At 51.4% G+C, this 25308-nt stretch carries 24 protein-coding genes; 13 read left to right on the top strand and 11 right to left on the bottom strand.

Annotated elements, in window-relative coordinates; genetic code table 11:
* Positions 1–11 precede the first annotated feature (11 nt).
* The 7 genes from QWJ20_RS10080 (at position 12) to QWJ20_RS10050 (ending at position 6966) form a co-directional block, all read left to right on the top strand.
* Entirely contained in the window at positions 12–815 is an 804-nt protein-coding gene (locus QWJ20_RS10080) for a GntR family transcriptional regulator (RefSeq protein ID WP_433992451.1), read from the top strand.
* Positions 812–2080: an urea ABC transporter substrate-binding protein gene (gene urtA / locus QWJ20_RS10075; RefSeq protein ID WP_400352781.1), complete on the top strand. Its 1269-nt coding sequence runs from the start codon at positions 812–814 to the stop codon at positions 2078–2080. The genes QWJ20_RS10080 and urtA overlap by 4 nt, the downstream gene beginning before the upstream one ends.
* Before the next feature lie 56 nt (positions 2081–2136).
* Positions 2137–3726: an urea ABC transporter permease subunit UrtB gene (urtB, locus tag QWJ20_RS10070; protein WP_433992450.1), complete on the top strand. Its 1590-nt coding sequence runs from the start codon at positions 2137–2139 to the stop codon at positions 3724–3726.
* An 11-nt stretch (positions 3727–3737) separates the two neighbouring features.
* Positions 3738–4814: an urea ABC transporter permease subunit UrtC gene (gene urtC / locus QWJ20_RS10065; RefSeq protein WP_433992656.1), complete on the top strand. Its 1077-nt coding sequence runs from the start codon at positions 3738–3740 to the stop codon at positions 4812–4814.
* 85 nt (positions 4815–4899) lie between these two features.
* On the top strand, positions 4900–5688 hold the full coding sequence (gene urtD / locus QWJ20_RS10060) for an urea ABC transporter ATP-binding protein UrtD (RefSeq protein ID WP_262253206.1): 789 nt from the start codon (positions 4900–4902) through the stop codon (positions 5686–5688).
* A 1-nt stretch (position 5689) separates the two neighbouring features.
* Positions 5690–6388 carry an urea ABC transporter ATP-binding subunit UrtE gene (urtE, locus tag QWJ20_RS10055; RefSeq protein ID WP_433992449.1) on the top strand — a complete coding sequence of 233 codons (699 nt, stop codon included), beginning with the start codon at positions 5690–5692 and terminating at the stop codon, positions 6386–6388.
* A gap of 128 nt (positions 6389–6516) precedes the next feature.
* Positions 6517–6966 carry a hypothetical protein gene (locus tag QWJ20_RS10050; protein WP_433992448.1) on the top strand — a complete coding sequence of 150 codons (450 nt, stop codon included), beginning with the start codon at positions 6517–6519 and terminating at the stop codon, positions 6964–6966.
* 79 nt (positions 6967–7045) lie between these two features.
* Here the strand turns inward: QWJ20_RS10050 and QWJ20_RS10045 are convergent, their stop codons facing one another.
* From QWJ20_RS10045 to QWJ20_RS10020, 6 genes are all read right to left on the bottom strand, one after another.
* A complete protein-coding gene (locus QWJ20_RS10045; protein ID WP_433992447.1) occupies positions 7046–7870 on the bottom strand; it encodes an amino acid ABC transporter ATP-binding protein in 825 nt (274 codons plus the stop codon).
* Positions 7871–7894: 24 nt separating this feature from the next.
* Entirely contained in the window at positions 7895–8839 is a 945-nt protein-coding gene (locus QWJ20_RS10040; RefSeq protein WP_433992446.1) for an amino acid ABC transporter permease, read from the bottom strand.
* Positions 8840–8921: 82 nt separating this feature from the next.
* Positions 8922–9476, bottom strand: coding sequence for a GNAT family N-acetyltransferase (locus QWJ20_RS10035; protein WP_433992445.1), 555 nt, complete (start codon positions 9474–9476; stop codon positions 8922–8924).
* A gap of 76 nt (positions 9477–9552) precedes the next feature.
* Positions 9553–10524: an ABC transporter substrate-binding protein gene (locus QWJ20_RS10030; protein ID WP_433992444.1), complete on the bottom strand. Its 972-nt coding sequence runs from the start codon at positions 10522–10524 to the stop codon at positions 9553–9555.
* A gap of 73 nt (positions 10525–10597) precedes the next feature.
* Positions 10598–11533 carry an ABC transporter substrate-binding protein gene (locus QWJ20_RS10025; protein WP_433992443.1) on the bottom strand — a complete coding sequence of 312 codons (936 nt, stop codon included), beginning with the start codon at positions 11531–11533 and terminating at the stop codon, positions 10598–10600.
* A 22-nt stretch (positions 11534–11555) separates the two neighbouring features.
* Entirely contained in the window at positions 11556–12884 is a 1329-nt protein-coding gene (locus tag QWJ20_RS10020) for an LLM class flavin-dependent oxidoreductase (protein WP_226300789.1), read from the bottom strand.
* A gap of 319 nt (positions 12885–13203) precedes the next feature.
* Between QWJ20_RS10020 and QWJ20_RS10015 the strand changes: the two genes are divergently transcribed.
* Positions 13204–13749: a flavin reductase gene (locus tag QWJ20_RS10015; RefSeq protein WP_433992442.1), complete on the top strand. Its 546-nt coding sequence runs from the start codon at positions 13204–13206 to the stop codon at positions 13747–13749.
* Positions 13750–14084: 335 nt separating this feature from the next.
* Here QWJ20_RS10015 and QWJ20_RS10010 read toward each other — a convergent pair whose 3' ends face one another.
* On the bottom strand, positions 14085–15281 hold the full coding sequence (locus QWJ20_RS10010; protein ID WP_433992441.1) for a M20 peptidase aminoacylase family protein: 1197 nt from the start codon (positions 15279–15281) through the stop codon (positions 14085–14087).
* Between the two features lie 332 nt (positions 15282–15613).
* Between QWJ20_RS10010 and QWJ20_RS10005 the strand changes: the two genes are divergently transcribed.
* From QWJ20_RS10005 to QWJ20_RS09990, 4 genes are all read left to right on the top strand, one after another.
* Positions 15614–16594: an LLM class flavin-dependent oxidoreductase gene (locus tag QWJ20_RS10005; RefSeq protein WP_433992440.1), complete on the top strand. Its 981-nt coding sequence runs from the start codon at positions 15614–15616 to the stop codon at positions 16592–16594.
* 293 nt (positions 16595–16887) lie between these two features.
* Entirely contained in the window at positions 16888–17394 is a 507-nt protein-coding gene (locus QWJ20_RS10000; RefSeq protein WP_433992655.1) for a ClbS/DfsB family four-helix bundle protein, read from the top strand.
* Positions 17395–17616: 222 nt separating this feature from the next.
* Complete coding sequence (locus QWJ20_RS09995) at positions 17617–17802, top strand: hypothetical protein (RefSeq protein ID WP_234812590.1); 186 nt, start codon at positions 17617–17619, stop codon at positions 17800–17802.
* A 249-nt stretch (positions 17803–18051) separates the two neighbouring features.
* Entirely contained in the window at positions 18052–18834 is a 783-nt protein-coding gene (locus QWJ20_RS09990; protein WP_433992439.1) for a hypothetical protein, read from the top strand.
* Between the two features lie 140 nt (positions 18835–18974).
* On the opposite strand, the gene QWJ20_RS09985 is transcribed toward QWJ20_RS09990, so the two are convergent.
* On the bottom strand, positions 18975–19919 hold the full coding sequence (locus QWJ20_RS09985; RefSeq protein WP_433992438.1) for a GIY-YIG nuclease family protein: 945 nt from the start codon (positions 19917–19919) through the stop codon (positions 18975–18977).
* Positions 19920–20428: 509 nt separating this feature from the next.
* Here QWJ20_RS09985 and QWJ20_RS09980 point away from each other — a divergent pair.
* Positions 20429–21667, top strand: a complete 1239-nt coding sequence (locus QWJ20_RS09980) for an IS110 family transposase (RefSeq protein WP_433992437.1) — start codon at positions 20429–20431, stop codon at positions 21665–21667.
* Between the two features lie 132 nt (positions 21668–21799).
* Here the strand turns inward: QWJ20_RS09980 and QWJ20_RS09975 are convergent, their stop codons facing one another.
* The 3 genes from QWJ20_RS09975 to QWJ20_RS09965 form a co-directional block, all read right to left on the bottom strand.
* On the bottom strand, positions 21800–22546 hold the full coding sequence (locus QWJ20_RS09975) for an HNH endonuclease (protein ID WP_433992436.1): 747 nt from the start codon (positions 22544–22546) through the stop codon (positions 21800–21802).
* On the bottom strand, positions 22543–23730 hold the full coding sequence (locus tag QWJ20_RS09970) for an AAA family ATPase (protein ID WP_433992435.1): 1188 nt from the start codon (positions 23728–23730) through the stop codon (positions 22543–22545). Before QWJ20_RS09970 ends, QWJ20_RS09975 begins: the two co-directional genes overlap by 4 nt.
* A gap of 341 nt (positions 23731–24071) precedes the next feature.
* On the bottom strand, positions 24072–25097 hold the full coding sequence (locus tag QWJ20_RS09965; protein ID WP_433992434.1) for a LacI family DNA-binding transcriptional regulator: 1026 nt from the start codon (positions 25095–25097) through the stop codon (positions 24072–24074).
* Positions 25098–25308 lie beyond the last annotated feature (211 nt).

Here is a 25308-nt window from a genome sequence, read left to right as displayed (position 1 = left end):
CGGAGAACACGATGCGAGCAGGCACACAAAAGAGCAGTAAAGATCGCCCGGAAGCGCTGGCGGAGCGGGTGTATCAAACGCTGAAAAACGACATTTTCGACTTTCGCCTGATGCCGGGTGACCGCTTTAGTGAGAATGAAGTTGCCGAACGGATGTCGGTCAGCCGCACGCCAGTGCGTCAGGCGCTGTTCTGGCTGGAGCGGGAAGGCTATGTCGAAGTCTATTTCCGCAGCGGCTGGCAGGTTCGTCCGTTTGATTTCGAATATTTTGAAGAACTGTATGACTTTCGCATCGTGCTAGAGCGCGAAGCCATTCGGCGGCTATGCGGGATGTCGCCAGGGCGCTGTGCCGAGCTATTGGCGGATCTGAAACGCTTCTGGATTGAGGATCCGCGACTGGACGACGGCAAGATCGTCTCCCGCTACGACGAAGGGTTTCACCGTGGGCTGGTGACGGCGGCGGGCAACAGCGAAATGGCGCGGGTTCACGGCGAACTGACAGAGAAAATCCGCATTATTCGCCGTCTCGATTTCACCCGTGAAGATCGTATCGACGCGACCTATAAAGAACACGCCCGCATTCTGCTGGCGATATTGCAACAGCACACCGAGGAGGCGCAGCGCATTCTGACCGACCACATTGCCGTCAGTAAGGCTGAAGTCAGGAAGATCACCTTACACATGCTACAGCAGGCGCGGCCTCAATCGGTTTCAACGCAATCTGCTTCAACTGAATCTGTTTCAACGGAAGTGGTTTCACCTGACGCCTCACACGATTCCATTCTCACTCAACACGACTTAAGGGCTAATAAATGAAAAGACGTTCATTGCTAAAAGTTTTTGCGCTTTCTGCGACAGTGGTTGGTATGGGGTTGACCTGGAGCGTGCAGGCGGCGGAAACCATCAAGGTCGGCATTATGCATTCGCTGTCCGGCACGATGGCGATTTCGGAAACGCCGCTGAAGGATGTGGCGCTGATGGCTATTGATGAAATCAACGCCAAAGGCGGCGTGTTGGGTAAAAAACTGGAGCCGGTAGTGGTTGATCCGGCGTCAAACTGGCCGCTGTTTGCTGAAAAGGCGCGTCAGCTGCTGACACAGGATAAAGCGGCGGTGGTGTTCGGCTGTTGGACCTCGGTGTCGCGCAAGTCGGTCCTGCCAGTATTTGAGGAATTGAACGGGCTGCTGTTCTATCCGGTGCAATATGAAGGCGAAGAGATGTCGCCGAACGTGTTTTACACTGGTGCGGCACCGAATCAGCAGGCGATCCCGGCTGTGGAATATCTGATGAGCGAAGACGGCGGGGCGGCGAAGCGTTTCTTCCTGCTGGGTACGGACTATGTGTATCCGCGCACCACCAACAAGATCCTGCGCGCGTTCCTGCATTCCAAAGGCGTGCAGGACAAAGATATCGAGGAAGTCTATACGCCGTTTGGCCACAGCGATTATCAAACCATCGTTTCCAACATCAAGAAGTTCTCGACGGGCGGTAAAACAGCAGTGGTTTCCACCATCAACGGTGATTCCAACGTACCGTTCTATAAAGAGCTGGCAAATCAAGGGATCAAAGCGACCGATGTGCCGGTTATCGCGTTCTCTGTCGGTGAAGAAGAGTTGCGCGGCATCGATACTAAACCGCTGGTCGGCCACTTAGCCGCGTGGAACTACTTTGAGTCGGTCGATAACCCAACCAACGCTGACTTCGTGGAAGCCTACAAAGCCTATGCCAAAGCGAAAAACCTGCCGAACGCGGGCACGGTGGTGACGAACGATCCGATGGAAGCTACGTATGTCGGCATTCATATGTGGGCGCAGGCGGTAGAGAAAGCGGGCACCACGGACGTGGATAAAGTCCGCGCCGCGATGGCCGGACAGACCTTTGCCGCACCGGATGGCTTTACGCTGACGATGGACAAGACCAACCACCACCTGCACAAACCGGTGATGATTGGTGAGATTGAGGAAAACGGTCAGTTCAACGTGGTCTGGCAAACCGAACAGCCAGTTCGTGCCCAGCCGTGGAGCCCGTACATCGCCGGTAACGATAAGAAACCCGATCATCCAATCAAAGCCGCGCAGTAAGCATCGTTCCTACACGCCCCGTCCGGCATGTCGGACGGGGATACTCCCTCTCTTATATGGCGGACATTGCGATGATGAGTCATCGATTATCTACGTTTGTGCTGTCGCTGTGTCTGATGTTTCCCCTGTTGGCACAGGCCGGGCCTGCGGCTGATTTCGCTGCGGCTAACCGCACGCAGCAGGCTGAACTCCTGCAACAATGGGCGGCCACGCCGGAACCCGCACGCTTGCCGCTGTTACAGGTGCTGCGCGACGAGTCGGTTGTGCTCGATCGGAACCAGCAGCCGTTTATGGACGTGCAGGGCACGTTAACGCCGCTGGAAGGGAATGCGGAACCGGTGGGCGCGACCAAAAAACTGTTTATGAATAACCGTCTGCGCGGGCTGGTTGCCACCGCGCTGGCTTCGCATCAGCTCGTCAGCGATGACGCGACTACACGCCTGAATGCCGTACGGCAGTTGCAAAGCGACAGCAGTGCGGAACAGCTACCGCTGTTGGTGCAGCGTCTTGGGGTAGAAAAAGATGCGCAGGTACACGATGCACTGAATACCGCTATTGCGACCCGGCAGTTAAACGATCCCAATCCGCTGGTACGTCTTGAGGCGGTCAAACGCTTAGGGCAGACCGGCGACCCGCAGATGCAGGCGCGCTTACAGCCGCTGACGCAGGTGCAGAACGAACCGGATACCGGCGTGCGGGCGGCGGCGCAGGAGAGTCTGGATCAGATTAAACAAAGCTTGATCGTTGGCGATCTGCTGGGGCAGGCGTTTACCGGGTTGTCGCTCGGCTCTATTTTGCTGCTGGCGGCGCTGGGGCTGGCGATCACGTACGGGCTGCTGGGCGTCATCAACATGGCGCACGGCGAAATGCTGATGCTGGGCGCGTACGCGACCTGGCTGGTGCAGTCGCTGTGTCAGCAGTTTGCGCCGAGCTGGCTGGCGTATTATCCGCTGTTGGCGCTGCCTGTTGCCTTCTTTATCACCGCTGGCGTCGGTATGGTACTGGAGCGTACGGTGATTCGTCATCTTTATGGCCGACCGCTGGAAACGCTGCTGGCGACCTGGGGGATTAGCCTGATGCTGATCCAACTGGTGCGGATGCTGTTCGGCACGCAAAATCTGGAAGTCGCGAACCCCGCGTGGCTGTCCGGTGGTCTGCGCCTCTTGCCAAATCTGGTACTGCCGTATAACCGCATCGCGGTGATTGTGTTCGTCCTCGGCGTGCTGCTGCTCACCTGGCTACTCCTCAATAAAACCCGTCTTGGCATGAATGTACGTGCGGTGACACAAAACCGGGCGATGGCGGACTGCTGCGGCGTGCCGACCGGACGTGTCGATATGCTTGCCTTTGGGTTGGGCTCCGGCATCGCCGGGCTAGGCGGCGTAGCGCTGTCGCAGTTGGGCAACGTCGGGCCGGAGCTGGGACAGGGCTACATCATCGATTCATTCCTCGTCGTTGTGCTGGGCGGCGTTGGGCAACTGGCGGGGACGGTGGTCGCCGCGTTCAGCCTCGGTATTCTCAACAAAGTGCTCGAACCGCAGATTGGTGCCGTGCTGGGAAAAATCGTCATTCTGATATTGATCGTGCTGTTTATTCAGAAACGGCCACAGGGGCTGTTTGCATTCAAAGGACGGGTGATTGACTGATGACGCAACCTATTACGCAACCCATGACGATAACCCTGACTCAGCGTGCACCGCGGCTCATGCTTGGCCTGGGTTCGATCGCGTTTCTGGCTTTGCTGATCCTGCCATTTCTCGCGCTGTTGCCCGCAGAGAACCCGCTGGCGATCTCAACCTATACGCTGACGCTGATCGGCAAAATTCTGTGCTATGCGATTGTCGCCGTCGCGCTGGATCTGGTGTGGGGCTATGCTGGGCTGCTGTCGCTCGGTCACGGCCTGTTTTTCGCGCTGGGTGGCTACGCGATGGGCATGTACCTGATGCGGCAAGCGGCTGGCGAGGGAATGCCTGCGTTTATGTCATTCCTGTCGTGGACGGAATTGCCGTGGTTCTGGGCGGGAACCCAGTATTTTGTCTGGGCGCTGTGCCTGATCGTACTGGTGCCGGGTGTGCTGGCATTTGTGTTCGGCTGGTTCGCGTTCCGTTCCAAAATCAAGGGCGTGTATTTCTCAATCATGACGCAGGCGCTGACCTACGCTGGCATGCTGCTGTTCTTCCGTAACGAAACCGGCTTTGGCGGCAATAACGGGTTTACTGGCTTTACGACGCTGCTCGGTTTTCCCATTACGGCCACCGGTACGCGTATTGGGCTATTTGTTGCCACCGTGCTATTGCTGATTGCCAGCCTGCTGGTGGGATTTGCGCTGGCGCGCAGTAAATTTGGCCGCGTACTCACAGCGGTGCGTGACTCGGAAAACCGTCTGATGTTCTGCGGCTACGATCCTAAAGGCTTCAAGCTGTTTGTCTGGACACTTTCCGCCGTGCTGTGCGGGCTGGCGGGTGCGCTGTATGTGCCGCAGGTCGGCATTATCAATCCTGGCGAAATGTCGCCGACCAACTCCATCGAAGCTGCCATTTGGGTAGCGCTGGGTGGGCGCGGGACGCTGATCGGGCCGCTGCTCGGCGCGGGCATCGTCAACGGGGCGAAAAGCTGGTTTACCGTCGCCTTTCCCGAATACTGGCTGTTCTTTTTGGGGCTGATGTTTATTCTCGTCACGCTATTTTTGCCGCGTGGCGTGATTGGATTGCTGACGAGGAAGAAACATGACTGAGTCTTTATCTGTGCCATCGGTTCCAGCACAAGCCGCGCCTTCACAAACTGCGCCTTCAAAAACTGTCGCGGCTCAGCCCGTATTGATGGAGCCAAAGTTCGCGCAACCGCACCCGTCGGATCGCCATCGGCATCAGACCGATCCGGTGCTGCAACTCGACAAGATTAACGTGAGTTTTGACGGCTTCCGTGCGCTTACCGATCTGTCGTTGCAGATTGGCGTGGGGGAACTGCGTTGCATCATCGGCCCAAACGGCGCGGGGAAAACGACGCTAATGGATGTCATCACCGGTAAAACGCGACCAGATAACGGTAAGGTGTTTTACGATCAATACACCGACCTGACGACGCTATCGCCGGTAGACATCGCCCGAGCAGGAATTGGCCGGAAATTCCAAAAGCCGACCGTGTTTGAAGCGCTGACGGTGTTTGAAAATCTTGATATCGCGCTGAAAACCGACAAATCGGTGTGGGCGAGCCTGCGCGCCAGACTGAACAGCGAGCAGCGTGACCGGATTGACGAAACGCTGGCGCTGTTGCGGCTCGGTCATGAACGGCAGCGGCCTGCGGGGCTGTTATCGCACGGGCAAAAGCAGTTTCTGGAGATTGGCATGCTGCTGGTACAAGAACCGCATTTACTGCTGCTCGATGAACCCGCTGCGGGGATGACGGACGCCGAAACGGCCTATACCGCTGAGCTGTTCCGCAGTCTGGCTGGCAAGCATTCGCTGATGGTGGTGGAGCACGATATGGGCTTTGTCGAGAGCATCGCTGACCGTGTTACCGTGCTGCATCAGGGGCAGGTGCTGGCGGAAGGATCGCTGCGCGAGGTGCAGGCGAATGAACAGGTTATTGACGTTTATCTGGGGCGCTAACATGTTAGAAATTTCTGAACTGAATCAATATTACGGCGGCAGCCACATTCTGCGCGGCCTGTCATTTGAGGTAAAACCTGGCGAGATTACCTGCCTGTTAGGGCGCAACGGCGTAGGGAAAACCACGCTGCTGAAATGCCTGATGGGACTGATTCCGGCGAAGTCCGGCACGATTCGCTGGCAGGGTGAAGCGATTAACTCGCGTAAACCCTATCAGCGTGTGCAGTCTGGCATTGCCTACGTGCCGCAGGGACGAGAGATTTTTCCTCGGTTGACGGTAGAAGAGAATCTGCTGATGGGGCTGTCGCGCTTTCCGGGTAGACAGGCGCGGCAGGTGCCGGATGAAATCTACCAGCTTTTCCCGGTACTGGATGAAATGAAACAGCGGCGCGGCGGCGATTTGTCCGGTGGGCAACAGCAACAGCTGGCGATTGGACGTGCGCTGGCCTGCAAACCGCAGTTGCTGATTCTGGATGAACCGACAGAAGGCATACAGCCGTCGGTGATCAAAGAGATCGGCGCGGTCATCCGCCAACTGGCACAGCGTGGCGACATGGCGATTCTGCTGGTTGAGCAGTTTTACGACTTCGCCGCCGAACTGGCCGACAGCTATCTGGTGATGTCACGCGGGGAAATCATACAGCGCGGACGGGGGGACACGATGGAACAGGACGGCGTACGAGGGTTGGTCGCGATTTGAATGTGATAACCTTAACCCCATGCTGCTAGGACAAGAGTTTCGGGCTGAACGAATAAATTGTGTAAAATACCGCCTTAAGAAGATAATTCATTGTTTACCTTCAGCTAAAAAGGAAAGGAAACCTACGGATGGGTAAACCTCTGAAGATTTTTGCGGCGATCGGCATCATCGTTATTGCTGTTGTGGCTGGTTCTCTATGGCCTTATATCAAAATGGATTTTGCCAGTAGCGCACATTATACCGAACAGGATGAAAGGGAATATGCGTTCTATACCCCCGATATTCTGAAAAACATGCCGCGTATTACCGCTCGCTATGACTTCAATTTTTCGAACGTAACGGGGCCGGAAGCTAAAGTATGGTCGGTGAACTTCTATGGCACTGGCGATACCAGCAAGGTTCACACCTATCTGACGTCGATGGGTTATGAGAAACAGGATCATTGCGATGTTGAGGCTGAATGTTGGCGTGCGGCGGGCACTCATGACGTTGTGACGGTGGCGACGTTTGATACAGATAAAAGCGTGATGGTTCAGGTTTACAGCAGTCCGTATGCTGAGCCATTGCCAGCAAAATAATCATTTACGCGCGATCTCATTAGGCTCACTCGTAGCGAGCCTGATTCATATGTAATCGATAATTCACCTTCTCTCTTCCTCACAGTACTTTATTCAAAAAGTTGATCGTTCTCGGGTGACGGGGATGGTTCAGCACCTGCCAGGAATCGCCGCTTTCGACGATTTTCCCGTCCACCATGAACACCACGCGGTCGGCCACTTCACGCGCAAAGCCGATTTCATGTGTGACGACGACCAGCGTTACGCCGGAGCGGGCGAGCGACTTGATCACGTCCAGCACTTCCCCAACCAGCTCAGGATCGAGTGCGGACGTCGGTTCATCAAACAGCATCACTTTCGGCTTAAGTGCCAGCGCGCGGGCGATGGCGACACGCTGCTGCTGGCCGCCAGACAGGTGACGGGGATAAGACTGCGCTTTATGGCGCAGGCCGACGCTTTCCAGCAGGGTAAAGGCGATGTCTTCGGCTTCCTGACGTGAATAAAGTTTATGCGCCAACGGGGCTTCAATGATGTTTTCCAGCACGGAAAGGTGAGGGAACAGATTGAAATTCTGGAACACATACCCGACGTTGATGCGCTGGCGTAGCACTTCTTTTTCTTTCAATTCATAGAGCGTATTCCCTTTGCGTCGATAGCCGATGTAGTCGCCATCGATGCGGATAAAACCTTCATCCACGCGCTCAAGGTGATTAATGGTACGCAGCAGCGTGGATTTTCCCGAGCCGGACGGCCCCAGAATCACCGTGACAGAACCGGGTGCCAGCGTCAGATTGATATCCTCCAGCGCTTTGTGCTGACCAAAATGTTTCGCCACGTTGCGGATCTCAATCAGCCCACGGGCGCTTTCTAGCTGTGGCTGTGCGGTGGTGCGCGCGTGAGCAAAGTAGTCGATAGCTTCAGACATAGTGACTCTCCAGAATCGGGTAGATTAACGTGCGCGCTTGCGCATGAGGAAACGGACGAGCCTCTGGCGCGGCGTTGGCGGCATTTCACGCACGGCACCGCGGGACACATAGCGTTCCACGTAGTATTGGATGACGGATAGCACCGTGGTGATCAGCAGATACCAGATGGTGGCGACCATCAGCAGCGGAATAACCTGCTGCGTACGGTTGTAGATGACCTGAACGGTGTAAAACAGCTCTGGCAGCGCCAGTACGTAAACGATCGACGTGCCTTTCGCCAGACTGATGATCTCGTTGAAACCGGTCGGCAGAATCGAACGCAGCGCCTGCGGCAGAATGATGCGCACCGTACGACGACCACCGGGCAGACCGAGTGCGGCGGAGGCTTCAAACTGCCCGGCATCTACGCCAAGAATACCGCCGCGAATAATCTCTGCCGTATAGGCGGATTGCACCAGCGTCAGGCCAAGTACCGCGACGGAAAATTGATCCAGTAAATCGATTGTCGGGTAGCGTAAGAAGACAACGGAAGTAAACGGAATTCCCAGCGCCAGTTCGTCATAGAGATACGAGAAATTGTAGAGAATGATCAGCACCAGAATCAGCGGCAGCGATCGAAATAGCCAGATATAGAGCCACGACAGGGTGGACAGCAGATAAGACGGCGAAAGCCGGGCCAGCGCCAGCGCGGTGCCGAAAATAATGCTGAATAACGTGCCCAACGCGGTCAACAGCAGCGTTTGCCCCAGACCGGCGAGAATGACCGGATTGAAAAACCACTCGGCAAAGACCGCCCATTCCCAGCGCGGATTCAGCGCGATTGACTGAATAACCCCGGCAAAAATAAACAGGGAAAATAGTGCCCCGGCAATACGAAAGGGATAACGCGCGGGCACAACGTGCAATGGCGGTTCCTGCGTCTGGCTCAGAGGTGCTTGCTGAGAAGACGTGTGTAGAGATTGCGTCATAATCGATACCCTTTGAAGGTGATTCTGAAAAACGTCCTTTTGCTTTTAATCACCGCACAGGGTGAGTCTCGGTGTGCTGGGGTCAACACACTTTCAAATGGCGAGCGATAAGATCGACTTCCGTTTGGCGGGCAGCCTGAGACGCTGCGACGGCAAACAGCGCTTTCTTAAACGGTAGCCGTCCATCGTAAGGCGGAATACTGTAGGTTGCGGGATCGACGCTGATATCGAACTGAGGTGTATAGCCGTGGCTCAGATAGAGGTTCACCGCTTCTGGCTGGCGGAAACCCGTGGTCAGAAAAAAGTGCTGATAACCTAACCGTCGGGCGTGCTGCTCCAGTTCTTGCATCACTTTTCCTGCCAGCCCCTGACGGCGCAGCGAATGATCCGTCCATACCCGCTTAATTTCGGCAGTGGTGCTGTCGTAGCGTTTAAACGCGCCGGTGGCAATTGGTACGCCCCGACGCAGCAGCGCAATAAAAATGCCGTGTGGCTGCTGGTAGATTCCCGGCGGATCGCTTTCCCGCTCACCAAAAAAGTCGCCATAGCGCTGTTCATATTCCGCGAACAGGCCGTCGATAATGGGGGCCACGATAGGGTCCTCGGGCTGGGTCACAATGAAGATGTCGTCGGACATGGGATGCTCCTGATTCGTTAGCGTATTCGAGCTATAGGTAACCATTGCGTGGCGTCCCGATAGCCATCGGGCGGTATTAGTCGCCCAGCCCCGGCGGATTGATTTCTGAACGGTCAATACGTTCGATGCTTTCTCCCCAGCGGTTCAGCACCTTGTCGTACTCACCGCTTTTAATTACGCCGTTCAGCGCGGTATTAATCGGCTGCACCAGCCCGCTGCCTTTGCGTGTGGTGACCGCGATATGTGCGACGTTGGGGTAGCCGCCGTTGACCGTACCGACATGCTTAACCTTGCCAGTCAGCTCCGCTTTGTAGGCACCGATAACGTTCGGGCCGAAATAGGCATCGGAACGACCGGATTGCAGACTCAGGTTGGCCGCCGCATCGTCCGTGACATAAATCGGCTGAAAGGCGGGCAGGCCGTTAGCGCGATTCTGCTTATCCCACGCCAGCAGTACCGCTTCCTGATTGGTGCCGGAGCCGACAATAATCTTCAGTCCAGCGATGTCCTTCGCTTCCTTGATGGACTGAATCTTACTGGTGGATTTCACATAGAAGCCGAGCGAGTCGATGCGGTAGGTGGCGAAATCGAACTTTTCCTTGCGCGTTTTGGTGACGGTAATGTTGATGATGGCGGCGTCATACTTGCCGGAAGCGACGCCGAGCGGCCAGTCTTCCCACGAGGTTGGAACAATATTGAGTTCCAGACCGAGGCTGTCGGCCACCAGCCGGGCGATATCCGGCTCGCTGCCCACCACGGTTTTGTTGTCGTCGGCCAGAAACGCCAGCGGCGGTGACGATCCCAGCGCGGCAATCGCCACGGTGAATTTACCCGGTGTGACGAAGGTAAAGTCAGCCGGAATCTGTGCGATAGCGTCTGCGTTCTTCGGCGCATGGATCGGCTGCTGATTGGCTTTCAGATCGATGGTGGCCTGTGCGCCAGTCGTGACGGACAGCGAACCGAGCAGCAGCGATCCCGTCAGTAGCCTTGTCAGTAGTGATGGGCGTAAACGGTATGTCTTGGATGAATAGGCGATCTCTTTTTGCATTTGTTTTTCCCTTGCAGGTGACTATTTATAATGGTTTTCGTGACGGTGTCACTTTGTGGTGTGCTGTTTTTACTTAATCGCCGATACCCGGTGGATTCACGACGGACTGTGTGATTTTTTCATCGTCTTCACCCCAGCGATCCAGCACTTGCGCATAGCTGCCGTTGTGGATCGCGCCATTGATGGCGGTGCTGATTGGCTGGGCCAGACCGTTACCTTTCTGCGTGGTGACCGCGACATAAGCGACCGTCGGGCCTTTGCCCACCATGCGTGTCTTGCCCGTCAGCGCCGCTTTATAAGCCCCGATGGAGTGCGGACCGAAAAACGCATCGACGCGCCCGGACTGAATGCTCAGGTTGGCGGCGGCATCATCGGTAACGTAAACAGGCTGTACGGGAGGAAGGCCGCTGGCGCGGTTTTGCCGATCCCAGCCCAGCAGAATGTTTTCCTGATTGGTGCCGGAGCCGACAATCACTTTCAGACCGGCCACATCCTCCGGCTTGTTAATCGACGTAATCTTGCTGGTCGATTTCACGTAGAAACCCAGCGTATCAATGCGATACGTGGCGAAGTCGAACTTCTCTTTGCGGAGTTTTGTCACCGCGATATTAAAAATGGCGGCGTCATATTTCCCCGCAGTGATGCCCAACGGCCAATCTTCCCAGGAGGCGGGCACCAGTTTCAGCTCCAATCCGAGGCCGTCGGCAACCAGTCGCGCGATATCGGCATCGCTGCCGATAAGCGTTTTGTTATCGTCAGCCAACAGCGACAGCGGCGGTGAGCTGAGCGCCGAGACGGCAATCGTCAGCTTTCCCGGCGTCACGAATTTGAAATGAGCCGGGATCTGCGCGATGGCCTCAGCGTTTTTCTCAGTACGAATAGGTGTTTGGTTGGCTTTCAAGTCGATACGGCTAACGAATCCCGCATCTTGCGCCTGCGTATGGGTTACCAGCGTGGCGCTCAATAATGTCGCCAGACTGGTCACGGTGATAAAAGGGGAACGCTTCACGGTGAATCTCCTGTTGCGCGAGTTAGCGCGTGAATTGATTCACCGGATAATCCAGCGCCAGATTTTCCCGCAGCGTGTAGCCGGGATACTCCTGACGGAACAGGCCGCGCTGTTGCAGCAGGGGAACGACGCGATCGACAAAGTGGTTGAGCGTATCCGGCGTGCCGCCCTGAATGATGAAGCCGTCGGCGGCACCGTTTTCAAACCAAAGCTGCAGGCCATCCGCCACCTGTTCGGGCGTGCCGCTGAAGACGGGGCGCGGCGATGCTGCTTCCAGCGCGACCTGCCGCAGCGTTAAGCCTTTTTCCTGCGCGTTGCGCTTGATTTCATCGGTGGTGCTGCGGAAGCTGTTTTTCCCCAGATCGCCGATATCAGGGAAAGGCTCATCCAGCGGATGCTGTGAGAAGTCGTAGTGCTCAAAGTAGCGTCCCAGATAATTGAGGGCATCTTCAATCGTGACCAGTTGTGCGGTTTCCTGATACTGACGCTCCACGTCTTCCGCATCGTTGCCGACAATCACGCTGACGCCTTGAAAGACATGCAGCTGTTCGGCCCGGCGACCGTTTTCTTCCAGCTTCTGTTTTACTTCGCGGTAATAACGCTGCGACTCTTCCAGCGTGTGTTGATGAGTGAAGATGGCATCGGCGTGTTTGGCGGCCAATTTTTGGCCGTCTTCAGACGCACCGGCCTGAAACACAATAGGGCGGCCCTGCGCGGATCGGCCAATATTCAGCGGACCCTGTACCGAGAAGAATTCCCCTTTATGGTTCAGCGTGTGCAGCTTTTCGGGATCGAAGAACTGCCCGCTGGCTTTGTCACGAATAAAAGCATCGTCTTCCCAGGAATCCCACAGGCCTTTCGCCACCTGAAGGAATTCATCGGCAATGCGGTAGCGCAGCGCGTGTTCCGGGTGCTGCGCGCGGGAAAAGTTTTTCGCCGATCCTTCCAGCGGTGATGTCACCACGTTCCAGCCTGCGCGGCCGTTGCTCAGGTGGTCAAGGCTGGCAAACTGCCGGGCGGTGGTGAAGGGTTCGGAATACGACGTCGAGAGCGTACCGACCAGACCAATATGGGTGGTGACGGTAGCCAGCGCGGACAGTAGCGTCAGAGGTTCAAAGCGATTGAGAAAGTGGGGAATCGATTTTTCATTGATATACAGGCCGTCGGCCACGAAGACAAAATCAAATTTCCCTTGTTCGGCTTTTTTTACCGCATCCAGAACAAAACCAAAATTAATGCTGGCGTCGGGTACGACGTTTTTATGCCGCCACGCGGACATATTTCCTGCTGCACCTTGTAATATTAAACCCAGTCTTAATTGTCGGTTTGAAGATGTTTGTTGTTTACTCATTATCAAGAGCCTTTTATTAATTGAATGTGCTTGTTATTCGTTGAATATGTTTATTCTTAATTGGTCGTACTTCCATGAAAGTGAAAACAGTCCATCAATAAACCGGTTATCAATTAACAAGCCATCAATAGGCATTCACGTATTCAATGAAAGGTTAATAGGGCGTTAACGGCGTGTTTTTACTATTGATGAGGTGAGGCATGATGTAAAACAACAAAAATGGATAATGAAATTCGAAAATTTCAGATGATGACGCGGCTTATTTTGTTAGTATCATGTTAATGATTGTGTCTCTCGCCGTATTTAAAGGAAGCATGTAATGTCTGATCTTGTTGCTGAACGACTCGTTACCGCGAATGACGCGGCTCTCTCTGCGGCGGTTGCCAGCGTTGACCAGCAGGCGTTTCGCGATGCGATGGCAAAGCTGAGCGCGGCGGTCAATGTCGTTACGACGGATGGCCCGGCAGGTAAGGCCGGATTTACGGCATCCGCCGTGTCCAGCGTCAGTGATGCACCCGGCACGCTGCTGGTGTGTCTGAATCGCGGGTCATCGGTGTATCCCACGTTTCAGGCGAATACGCATTTGTGCATCAATACGCTGGCCGCCCATCATGAAGCGCTGTCGACGCTGTTTGGCAGCCGCTCGTCTACTGAAGAACGGTTTGCGGCGGCGGAGTGGGACGTGCTACACACGGGCTCTCCGGTGTTGCGGGATGCGCTGGTGGCGTTTGACTGCCTGGTTGAAGAAGTGGTGAGCGCGGCGACGCACGATATCTTTATTTGCCGGGTGTTAGCGATTAAGCAGGGAGAAAGCACCGATGGTCTGGTGTATTTTTCCCGCCGTTATCATGCGGTTCGTGGTTAATGGAATACACTAACTATACGTTAGTCCATATATGCGCGTTGAGCGGTGGTAATGGATAGATCGTAAAGACGCTGCAAGTACCTCCCTGTAAGCTCGAGCCGCGCGGATATGAATCTCATCCCTGAGATTCACCCTTTCAGGGCCGTCGCAAGCGACGTTCAAAGGCGTTCCTAACGCCTTTGTCCCTGGCGCGGACGCTTTACTCCTCTATTCCATTACCCCCGTTTTCGTTCTGAAAATAGGTTTTCACCAGTTTGCCAGCACGAATGATTTAGGGAATAGTCCCCTCCGCTGGTTTGACCATGCGGAGGGGATAATATGGGTAGAGCAACGCATTACGATGGAGACAGTACCGCCTGTGGAGGGGTGACTTTCGTGGTACGTAGGCGATGTAGTGCGGCTTCCGCCAATTGAGCGAAATAGCGTGAGGCTGGCGCAATCGCGCTTTCATCTGGGTTGAACTGAGGATGATGCAAGCCAAATTCGCTGTTTGATCCAATGCTGATGAACGTGCCCGGCACGTCCTGAAGATAAAGGGCAAAGTCCTCGCCGCTCATTTGCAGTTCGGCGTTTTCTACCTGATAGCCTGCATCTCGGGCAATCTGTTTGCTGAAATCTGCCCATTCGCTGGTGTTCACGACCGCTGGCGGACCGGGATACCATTTCAGCTCCGCTTTTGCGCCCAGCGCAAGGGCGATGCCGCCGATCAACTGTTCAATGCGTTCCGGTATTTCCGCGCGAATCGCGGCATTGTAGGTGCGTACCGTGCCTTCCAATTCTACCGTTTGCGGCAGGACGTTCCAAGTGTTGCCCCCCTGGATGCGCGTGACGCTGATGACCAGCGATTCCAGCGAACTGAAGCTGCGGCTCGGCAGCGTTTGCAGCGCATTGACGATATTGCAGGCGGTGACGATGCTGTCGATGCCCTGTTCGGGTTTGGCCGCGTGCGCGCCTTTGCCCGTAATGTGAATAGCAAAGCGATCCACGTTGGCATAAAACGGACCGCTGCGTGTCGCGAAGGTGCCAGTGGGAAGCTCAGGCGCATTGTGCAGGCCGAAAACGGCGGCGACATCGGCGAGTGCACCGGCGCGGATGAGCTGTTTAGCACCGGTAGAAACTTCTTCTGCGGGTTGAAAAAACAGCCTGATTTTACCCGGTAAGACAGATTCGCGTTTTTTCAGCAAACAGGCGGCACCGAGCATCACAGCGGTGTGGAAATCGTGTCCGCAGGCATGCATGACGCCAGCGTGCTGAGAGCGAAACGGCACATCGACCAGCTCTTCAATCGGCAGCGCATCAATATCGGCCCGCAGCGCAATCGTCGGGCCGCTGCCGTGACCGATCTCGGCAACGACGCCCGTGGTTAACGTCAGGGGTAACAGGCGGATGTCTTTCTCTTGTAGCCAGCGGGTAATGTGCGCGGTGGTTTGGTGTTCCTGATTGGACAGTTCTGGGTGCTGATGCAAGTGCCGTCGCCAGTTAATTAACTGCTGCTCGAATGACGTATCACAACAGGGGATAGAGTCAGCCATATCAATACACCTCCTTAACAAAACGTAAACACGATAAAGGTAGCTGATAGCCACTCAATGGATAAATACCGTCTGGTTATATTTCATATCTTTTTATCCCCGCGTATTTCAGACTTCCCGCATTTCGCCGTTATTAAAATATCTGCTAACAAAACCCATTATTGATATTTATATTTCACACTATTATGCAACATCCTTCTTATTCTTCTTTTGCACTGACTGATTTTTATTGCCCCGTTTATTTAAACGACGTTTGGAAATGACGGGTTTTTAAATGCATAGCCTTGCAATAAATAGCGCTAACGGGTAGTCGCTGAAAATAAGGAAACATCGTGGGATATAAGCTCAGTTTATTAGATCAAAGCCCGATTGCTGAAGGAATGAATGCGGCGCAGGCGTTGGCGCAAACCGTGTCGTTGGCGAAAGCGGCAGAAGCGCTCGGCTATTACCGCTTTTGGGTTTCTGAGCATCATAATTCCGATGAGTTGGCGGGATCGTCTCCCGAGGTCTTGATCACCTGGTTGTTGGCACACACGACAATGCTGCGCATTGGCTCCGGCGGCGTGATGTTACAGCACTACAGTCCGTATAAGGTCGCGGAGAATTTTCATGTGATCAGCGCACTGGCGGGCGGGCGTGTGGATTTGGGGATCGGCAAAGCGCCAGGCGGACTGCCGCTGGCGACGCGGGCGCTACAGCAGGAGATCGGTGAGACGCAGCGGGTTGCCTTTACGGAAAAGCTACATCAGCTAAATCGCTTTCTCGACAGTCATGACGAGACGGGCGAGCGTCTGAATGCGACGCCATTACCAGAACATACGCCGCAGCGATTTTTGCTGGGTGCCAGTCAGGAGAGTGCGCGGTTAGCTGCCTCGCTGGGCTGGAGTTTTGTGTTCGCTGGGTTCATCAATGCCAGTGAAGCGCTGCTGACGGAATCTCTCTTGAGCTATCGGGAGTTGAAACCCGCCAACGCCCAGACGCTGCTGTCGCTGTCGGTGATTGCTGCCGAACGTCATGAGGATGCGGAGGCGCTGGCCAGCACGCAGCATAACTATAAAGTTTACATTGAGAACAAGCCGCCGCTGACGGTAGGCAGCCAGGAGCAGGCCTATAACTTCGTTCGGCAGGCGGGCGCGACGGATTTCCGTATCGTACAGGAGCCGCGCAATGTGCTTTACGGTACGCCGGAGCATATCCATCAGCGTCTGGAAAGCTACCATCAGCGTTTTGGCGTGGATGAGTTCGTCATCCATACACCCGTGACGTCGCCCCGCGAGCGTGAAGCGTCGATTCGGCTGCTGGCACAGCGCTGAGCAAGGCCGAAAAATGTGAACAATGACAAGGCGGTGCCGCCGTTTGATCAGTAACCTGATTCTGTACATATACCCTAAATAATTCGAGTTTCAGGCAGGCGGCAAGTGAGGGAATCCCGATGAGCTTACACTGGTAAGTGATTCGGGTGACTGACAAATCTGCCAGAGGCAGGTTTGAACGCTGCTTGCAGCGGCCCCAACGGGGCGAGGCGCACGCCAGTGTGCCGAGTAACGCAGCCAACGCACATGCAACTTGAAGTATGACGGGGATAGCAGAATAGTCGGGGGAGATGATGGCGGTGCCAGAAAGCAAGGAAGCCTTGATCAAGGCAATCAACAGTCAGTTTGCGCTGTTAATGAAGCGAATCGAGGCTGTTCCCGCCGATCGCGCATTCTCACCGGAAATGGCAGGACATGCGCAGGGAACGCAGATGAGCGCGGCAAATCTGGTGGCGTATTTGCTGGGCTGGGGCAATCTGGTGCTGAAATGGCATCAGCAGGAAGAGCAGGGTAAACCCATCGATTTTCCAGAGACGGGCTACCAGTGGAATCAGCTTGGTTTACTCGCGCAAAAATTCTATCAGGACTTCGCTCACATTACCGATTGGTCTGAACTGGTCGCACGGCTTGTCGCGAATAAACGGGAACTCATCACGCTGGTTGAGCGCTATACCGATGCACAGCTCTATGGTGAATGCTGGTACGGTAAGTGGACGCGCGGTCGGATGATTCAGTTCAATACCGCCTCGCCTTATAAAAATGCGGCAGGGCGGCTGCGCGCGTGGGAGAAGAACGCATAACTCACTGATAGAAAATAAAAAATAGTGCTGATTGTTTGTCTTCTCTTGTCCTTCGTCAGTGGCGCACTAGCGGTGTTTTTTCAGACAAAACCTTACATATTCCCCCTGCTTGATTGTTCTATACTCAGTAGTAAGCAAGATAAGTTTTACTGGCAGATGAGATGAATAGGGGGAAGAAAAATGATTGGTCTTAACCTAGTTTCTCCAGTGTCATATAGCGCCATGCCTGACAAACCTGATCATGTTCAGGGTATTTCCCGCTCGTCGCAGCTGTCTGGTTACCCTAATCAGGACGCGTCTACCCGAACCCGCACGACGTATGAAAATAGCGCGTCGGTCTTTAAGCCACCGATAGCTGATGGGGTTAATCGCCCAACGGAAAATAACCAGCTTAACGTTTACGTTTAAGACGGTATCAGACGGATAAAAATGGGCAATCGCGTGCTGTAAACGATCGTTTCGGTGCGTAGGTTGCCCTCTTTTTTTCACTTTATTTGCATCAAGCCCTCCTAAAAAAGCATCTTCTTCTATAGTAGTCATTACGCTAGGGATAGTCGGTTTAATCGCCTATTTTTTAGCGTGTCGGCTTCCTAAACTGCGTCGCTTTTGTGTTTCCATGAGCATTGGCATGGCAAATATTTCTATGAGAGATAACAGATGAAGAAATTACTTAATATTGCATTAATAAGAAGATTTACTGTTATTGCACTGTTTGTTTTTTCAGCATCGGCATGCTCATTGAATCAGGGTAATAGCCATTTCGAAAAAGCATTGCTCACGCCTGAACAGATCAACGAAGCAATCGTTTATCAAAAGGATGCAGATAAAAATAGCAATGTTAAACCGAAAGAGGGGGAAAAATGGTTTAACGTCATCTTAGGACAGGAGCCCATTATCATTAGCGCTCCCCATGCTACCGAACCGTTTCGGGATGGAAAATATCGTTTCTCTGACGGAGGAGGAACGGCAGCGCTGGCAATCATGTTGGGAAAGCTGACGGGTTCGACGGTCATCTATACAACAAAAGCCTCTCCTTCAGACCCCAACTACTACGATAATAATGATTATAAAGCGAGGCTAGCCGAATTAATAAAATCACAAAAACCGAATCTCATTATTGATATCCACGGCAGCCACCCTTACCGACCCTATGATGTCGATATCGGAACCATGAAGGGAAAATCTCTGCTGGGTAAAGACGAACTGGTGACCAAACTCATCGCCTCATTGCGAAATGAAGGGATTTCCAATTACTCAAACAACTATTTTGCTGCCTCCAAGAATGAAACCGTCACAAAGTTCGGCGCAGCACATGGCGTACCAACGATCCAACTTGAGGTCAACAGCGTTTGGATGGTGCCAAGTGAGGGTAATTATGAATCACATCGATTTGCGCAATTGCTCCAGGGCATGGTTCGTTACGTCAATAGCGTAAAATGACAGTCGAGCACGCACGATTGAATCATGTCGTTCGGGTTATCTGTATTAGCTCAGACCTGATCTGGCAGAGCTAAATATAATCTGACGGGCTGCTCTGTGCCTGAAGCTGCTAGATCGACTTATTTCATCAATATGCAACGTCACAACCATCCGACGCTCTCTCGCCACTTATGATTAGTAATTTTATCATTTTCGCTTATTTTATTAGAAATAGAGCGAGGTTCCCTTCCAAGGTAATCAGATATTTCTGTTGGGGACATATCAAAATCTACTAGCATGACTCTTAGTTTTTCCATTTCCTTTAAAGTCCAAGGTTTGCCATAGTTTTCATAAAGAGAAATCTTATGGTTCCTTATTTCTCGCTTTCTCTTAGTTTCTTTTTCCCTCTGAAAAATTTCACTTTCAAACTGTGAATGGAACTCTTTGCTAAAGTTGCCATTAATTTTTTTAGCATATAAATTATCAAAAATAAGTTTGGATGCTGCGTCTACATCAGGAGAATCAATAATAAGATATTTAATCTTTTCTAAATAAGGTTTTTCAATTTTACCCAAAATACTTAGGTGTTTAGCATTAAAAAAACCTCTCAAATCAAAATATTTAATGAACTTTGATTGGATTACACTTTCAACTTTAGTAGCATTTGAATAACAATAATTGGCCATTGGAAGAGCCCACACTACCAGTTGAGGGATATACTTTTCAAATGCAATGCTCTCCCATGTGGCATCAAAAGTCTGGTTTTTTGCTAATATATTCTTAGGTGAATCAAAATGCAGTGTAGTTGAACCCCATATTTCATAATTCTTTGCCAAGGATTGATAGTATTTTATATGGTTTCTAATTTTGTAAGTTGACATAAGACGATATACGTCATCATTGTGACCTGCATTGTAAATTGTTCGATTTCCTCTCAGGTAGCCTTCAAAATGTTCATTTATCCTTCTCCCTACATTACAACTCACTCCAACATAAACAACACGATTAAAAATCCCTTGATGAACGATAAGATAAACTCCACTACAACCAGACTTTCTGGCATCTGATATAGAACCTAAAAATCTCCATTCCATTTTAAAATCCATCTTTGTGCTAAAGTTATTTATTTATCATTATTTGATTGAAATATCAATGATTTAAATTAATGCATGATGAGTTTTTTAGCCATGTACAGTTTATTCATTATTGTCAGTGATTATACAGTGCAGTGGTATACGAAATTTGGTCATCTAACTAGAGGTGTTCAACACCCCGTTGATTAACACAAAACAATGTTATTAATGTCTGTTAGATAGTAAAAAATTATGAACTTCCGTTCCTCGCTCATAATTGCTTTATGGGGGAGTAGGCAGCTTTGTGTCAGATATAGTCATTCGAACCCTGAGGGTTACACTTTTAAGTGATTCAGGGTATGCGCTTACTGGTTACGAATATTGTGCCAGAATCATGTGATTTGATGATTGCCGCTTTGCTTTCGAGCCAGTAAGTGCTCCACGTTCGCTAACGAATACTCAGGGCATGCAGATAAACTGCTGGCTATATTTCTTTCGAAGAGCGTGGAATGCATACCAGCCCCCGATGAAAGGAGTTGGTGATGACTGCTATAGATCAGTTTGCTGCTCATGTTGGTCTGGACTGGGCGGATAAAAAGCACGATATCTGCGTTCAGTTTAAAAACGGTGAGCGCACATTCCATGTGATTAAACATACCCCGGAAGCGCTTGATACCTGGCTCAATGAGTTGCACCAGAAGGTCAAAGGCAGGATCGCTATCGCCCTTGAACTGAAGAAAGGCCCGGTAGTGTATGCTCTCCAGAAGTACCCTTTTGTTACTGTATTTCCTGTACACGCGTTATCATTGGCCCGCTATCGGCAGACCTTCTGGCCAAGTGGTGCGAAGGATGATCCGCAGGATGCCGAGTTAGCGTTAGATCTGATGCTTCGCTATCCCCAAAAGATAAAAGCCATCGAACCCGACAATGCTGATATCCGTTTACTTCTACAACTAGTGGAGCAGCGTAGACTGCTGGTAGAAGACAAACGCCGCTTTGTGAATCGGCTCATTAACACGCTTAAGCAGTATTATCCTCAACCCCTTGAATGGTTCTCACATCGGGGTAGTTTGCTGTTGTGTGAACTGATTATACGGTGGCCCAGTCTGCAACAACTGAAACGAGCCAGACGCGACACCGTTCGCCACTTTCTGAATGCCAAAGGTGGCCGCGCAACAGCCCTCACCGAGCAACGTGTTGCAAGTATTAATAACGCGATCCCATTGACTGCAGACCCGAGTGTTATAGAAGCTAATGCTTTGATGGCAACAGCACTGGCGACACAAATTAAAGTCGTGAGTGAAATCATCAAAACCTATGACGAACGCATTGAAACGCTATTTGACACATTGCCAGATGCTGAACTGTTCAAATCACTTCCGGGCATGGGGCCGTGTATGGGCCCACGGATGCTTGCCGCACTCGGTGATAATCGCGACCGCTTTAACAGTGCCGAAGAAATTCAAAACTATGCTGGCATCGCGCCAGTAACCGAGCGAAGCGGTCAAAAATCCTGGGTTCACTGGAGATGGCAGTGTGCCAAGTTCGTCAGGCAGACCTTTGTTGAATGGGCTGCCAAAACGGTTAACTCATCATACTGGGCCAGACTTTATTATCAGGGACAGCGAGAAAAAGGAAAATCTCACCAATCTGCAATCCGGGCTCTGGCATTCAAATGGATAAGGATCATTTACCGCTGCTGGAAGACCAGAACCCGTTATGACGAAGCGAAATATTTGCTGGCACTGGAAGCGCGAAAATCGCCCTTACTAATGCCGTAGAAAGCTTGTCGAATGTCTCAGGGCGTGAAGCGGAAGTTGGGACAATAGTATTCAATATAGCGAAAGAGCAAGTTAGATCCGATAGAGCCTGGTTGGATGAAATAAGGCTCTAACGGGAGAAAAAATCTGTTTTTACTTTGACGTGGGAAGTCTGAGCGCCAAAGAATTCTGATGTAATTCCTCAAATTGCTCCGACCAGATATCTAGAACTTCCATAGTAGACCGGATCGACGCATACTCTTCACTGTCATGGAGTGTTGCTGACGAAACTGCAGAAAAAAGTGCGTTTTTTTGACACTGATTCAAAAGGGCCCTAACAATTTTATTCAACTCTCTTTTCCTTGCAGGAATTGGAGAATTCAGGTAATTTTTTAATTTTTTCTCTGCAGTTTCAATACTTTCTTCAATAAAGGTGCCGACTTTACAGCGTTCCGTAACGTAATGTTCACTGTCGTTTAAATTAAGAACATCTACTGTCATAACGCCCAGCGAGTTTCTTCCCTTCAATCTATAAGCTTTTAAATAAACGTAATCGGCTGGATTATTGACGGCAGGATTGATAATAGGCTCGGCGACGACATCATGATCACTTTTTGTACCGTTGCAGTGCCGGCAAGCAGGTAAGAGATTGTTCCACTCTATGACATCATCTGGATAATCATCTTTATGCTTGAAATGGTCTATTTCTAAATATGTGCTTTTCTGGTTAAGAATTACTTCGCAATAGGCGCACTTATTATTTCCTAACGTAAGGCATGCGTCTTTGACATCCTGATTCTGCCACACATGAGTGTTATTGGATTTATACAGTTGGGTTAGTTCAGCAACGCGAGTAGGGTGAAAAAAAACAGGCGTAAAATTGCGTTCGATCTTAATCATGCGTCTTCCCCGCTGTCCTCTAACATATCGATGCTCATGCTTAAAGATTTTCGCAGCACGTTCTTCGGATGTAGGATAGTGTCCAGATACTTATAAGAGGCGCGGGCATTTTCATGATCTTCCGCATCAATGTAACGATAAAATTCTTGGAGCTTATGCTCAAGCTCTTTACTCAATGTACTTTCCATCCCCATCACATCGCGCAGCACTTCATCGATAGTCCAGCCCGTATAGCCATTCTCACGCCCCGTATGGCTGCGTACCTTGGTCTCACCATTTTCTGCCTGTTCCAATGCAATGATCTGCTCGGGCTTACCATTCTGTACTACGTGTGGGCTGTGGGTAGTCACAATAAACTGCGTTTGAGGGAACATTGCCGTCATCACTTCAGTGATGCGCGCTTGCCAATCAGGATGGAGGTGCATCTCAATCTCATCAATGATAATAACGCCATCGAAATCTGCTGCATAAATATCTTCTTTAATAAAGCGAAGCTCAATCTCTTTGATAATTCCAATGATGATTGCCATGCAGGATTTGAAGCCAGATGAAAGATATTCGTACCATATTTCTCCATTAGGAGTATTCACAAAGATATCGAAATTACGCCCATCAATACGGCTGAAACTATAATCCGGATTTAGTTGATAAATGCATGAGAGTGCCAGCGATAGGTTTCTTTTTGAGTTTTCTGTGAATATTCCTTTTTGTGAATCTTCCAGCAGATAGCGCTTACCAAGCCACCCTTTTAAATCGTTTAAAAAAACACCTTTGCTGTTCTGATAAGAAATATTACCATCATCTCTTTCTGGATCTTCACCAATATTGGAAAGTCTGGCATAGTGGAGATTTCTTTCGGTATCGAAGCGGATAAGATAGCGGATATCAGGTGTTGAATTGTGATACCTTGTCTGTACACTCGGGGCAGTGGACTCAACGTTTGAAACTAAATCGATAACTGAGTCGTTAAAGATTATAGCAATTTTTACACTACCTTCCTTCTCACTCATAACGTTTTTTTTGATGTTAGATCCATACCTAGTGAACATAAATGCAATTGCATCAAGTATAGTCGATTTACCTATCCCGTTAGGTCCGCAAATTATATTCATTTCTCCGGAAAAAGATATTTTCAGGTTCTTTATTCCGCCGATGTTGTTGATTTCTACGTTTGTGACTTTCAATATTTTCCCCTCATCTCAAAACTGCATTCATTTTCAGGAATAAAAGGACCGTTGGGGCCATGCCGTATTCATCTTCATCTTCACAATGATCAGATCTCTGATTAGTATACCTTTACTGCGCTCATGTCACGCTACGAGATTCACACATCGCGATGTTTGTTATGAACAACGTTCCGATGATAAGAATTGCGAACTTCCGCTCCTCGCTCAATGAAGCCTGTCAGATTTGCCCGCGAAAACTGTCAGTTCACGTCTATAAGCTAATGCAGTTATCTGCAATCTGCGGGTGATCCGTTTTTGTTGTCGTGAAAAACGGGGTCTGAAATGACCCCGTAGCAGATTCAAATGGGCTGGTTACCATGCGGCCCGTTCTGAATGGAATCTCTGACCTGTAGCTCCGACAAGAACAGATTTTCTTTCGAGAAATAGCCGCCGTCCAGCATCGCAATCAGGCGGTTAATCACTTCGTTGATCATATCGCTCACCGGATCTTTGACGCTGGAGAGTGACGGCTTCAAAAACGGGGCGGTGGGAATGTCGTCGAACCCGACGACAGAAACGTCGTGCGGTACGGCAACGCCAGCGTCATCCAACGCTTTTATCGCGCCAATCGCCATATCGTCATTGCTGGCGAGAACGGCGCTGAACGATACCCGGTTATCGCGTAGGGTCGTAATGGCGAGCGAACCGCTGCGCGGCGTCCATTTTCCTTTCACAATCAGTTCATCCCGTACCGCGATATTGGCCGCCGTCAGGGCGTCTTTATAGCCGGAAAGGCGTTCGATAGCGGTCGGCGAATCCAGAGAACCGGTGATAAAAGCGATATCTCTGTGGCCGCGCGCGATCAGATGCTGCGTGGCGTTATAGCTGGAACCTTTGTGATCGCAGCAGATGCAGTGGCTCTGGTGTTTACGCAGTTTACGGTTAACCACCATGATCGGCTGCTTGTGCTTCTCGATGATGTCGTCCATTTCATCCACGGTAAGAAAACGGGGATAGATTATGATCGCATCACAGCGTAACCCCAGCAGGAACTGGATCGCGGCGCGTTCTTCATCGGCACTGTGTTTGCCATCGACCAGAATCAATTGACGCCCGTTGTCTTCCAATTTCTTGGCGGCCTGTGACAGCAACTCGTTAAAATAGCTGCCGTTATAGAGCGTGTTGGTCACCACCAACCCAATACAGGCGGATTTGCTGGTCGCCAGATTCCGCGCCAGTAAATTTGGCCGATATCCCGTCTCCTCAATGGCCTGATAGACCAGCGTTTTGGTTTCTTCACTGGTATAGCCTTTGCCCGATAGCACGCGCGACACCGTCGCTTTCGATACGCCTGCTTTCTTCGCCACTTCCTGCATTGTCGACATGGGACATCCTGAGACGTTGAACACCCTTGCCATTTTACACACTTTGGACCGGTAGCAGGGTGATGAGTGCAGAACCGAAGCGATCGAGGGGAGTAATACGCTATTCATGACGATCACGATCACATAAGCAAAATATTCATAACAAAATTATTGAAATCGCATTCATATATAAACACTATTATGTGGAACCGGTTACCCATCGGCGTTTCAT

This window comes from Pectobacterium sp. S5 (genome assembly GCF_051707265.1).
Taxonomy (GTDB): domain Bacteria; phylum Pseudomonadota; class Gammaproteobacteria; order Enterobacterales; family Enterobacteriaceae; genus Pectobacterium; species Pectobacterium polare.
This window is presented reverse-complemented; position numbering and strand designations above follow the sequence as displayed.

Excerpts from the sequence above, each read along its gene's own strand:
- QWJ20_RS09985 (WP_433992438.1), bottom strand. The coding sequence starts at position 19,919 with ATGGATTTTAAAATGGAATGGAGATTTTTAGGTTCTATATCAGATGCC.
- QWJ20_RS10020 (WP_226300789.1), bottom strand. The coding sequence starts at position 12,884 with ATGAGTAAACAACAAACATCTTCAAACCGACAATTAAGACTGGGTTTA.
- QWJ20_RS09995 (WP_234812590.1), top strand. The coding sequence starts at position 17,617 with ATGCCTGACAAACCTGATCATGTTCAGGGTATTTCCCGCTCGTCGCAG.
- urtE (WP_433992449.1), top strand. The coding sequence starts at position 5,690 with ATGTTAGAAATTTCTGAACTGAATCAATATTACGGCGGCAGCCACATT.
- QWJ20_RS09965 (WP_433992434.1), bottom strand. The coding sequence starts at position 25,097 with ATGTCGACAATGCAGGAAGTGGCGAAGAAAGCAGGCGTATCGAAAGCG.
- QWJ20_RS10000 (WP_433992655.1), top strand. The coding sequence starts at position 16,888 with ATGGCGGTGCCAGAAAGCAAGGAAGCCTTGATCAAGGCAATCAACAGT.
- QWJ20_RS10040 (WP_433992446.1), bottom strand. The coding sequence starts at position 8,839 with ATGACGCAATCTCTACACACGTCTTCTCAGCAAGCACCTCTGAGCCAG.
- QWJ20_RS10010 (WP_433992441.1), bottom strand. The coding sequence starts at position 15,281 with ATGGCTGACTCTATCCCCTGTTGTGATACGTCATTCGAGCAGCAGTTA.
- QWJ20_RS10030 (WP_433992444.1), bottom strand. The coding sequence starts at position 10,524 with ATGCAAAAAGAGATCGCCTATTCATCCAAGACATACCGTTTACGCCCA.
- QWJ20_RS10035 (WP_433992445.1), bottom strand. The coding sequence starts at position 9,476 with ATGTCCGACGACATCTTCATTGTGACCCAGCCCGAGGACCCTATCGTG.
- QWJ20_RS10080 (WP_433992451.1), top strand. The coding sequence starts at position 12 with ATGCGAGCAGGCACACAAAAGAGCAGTAAAGATCGCCCGGAAGCGCTG.
- QWJ20_RS10050 (WP_433992448.1), top strand. The coding sequence starts at position 6,517 with ATGGGTAAACCTCTGAAGATTTTTGCGGCGATCGGCATCATCGTTATT.
- urtB (WP_433992450.1), top strand. The coding sequence starts at position 2,137 with ATGGCGGACATTGCGATGATGAGTCATCGATTATCTACGTTTGTGCTG.
- QWJ20_RS09980 (WP_433992437.1), top strand. The coding sequence starts at position 20,429 with ATGACTGCTATAGATCAGTTTGCTGCTCATGTTGGTCTGGACTGGGCG.
- QWJ20_RS10045 (WP_433992447.1), bottom strand. The coding sequence starts at position 7,870 with ATGTCTGAAGCTATCGACTACTTTGCTCACGCGCGCACCACCGCACAG.
- QWJ20_RS10015 (WP_433992442.1), top strand. The coding sequence starts at position 13,204 with ATGTCTGATCTTGTTGCTGAACGACTCGTTACCGCGAATGACGCGGCT.
- urtD (WP_262253206.1), top strand. The coding sequence starts at position 4,900 with ATGGAGCCAAAGTTCGCGCAACCGCACCCGTCGGATCGCCATCGGCAT.
- QWJ20_RS09975 (WP_433992436.1), bottom strand. The coding sequence starts at position 22,546 with ATGATTAAGATCGAACGCAATTTTACGCCTGTTTTTTTTCACCCTACT.
- urtA (WP_400352781.1), top strand. The coding sequence starts at position 812 with ATGAAAAGACGTTCATTGCTAAAAGTTTTTGCGCTTTCTGCGACAGTG.
- QWJ20_RS09990 (WP_433992439.1), top strand. The coding sequence starts at position 18,052 with ATGAAGAAATTACTTAATATTGCATTAATAAGAAGATTTACTGTTATT.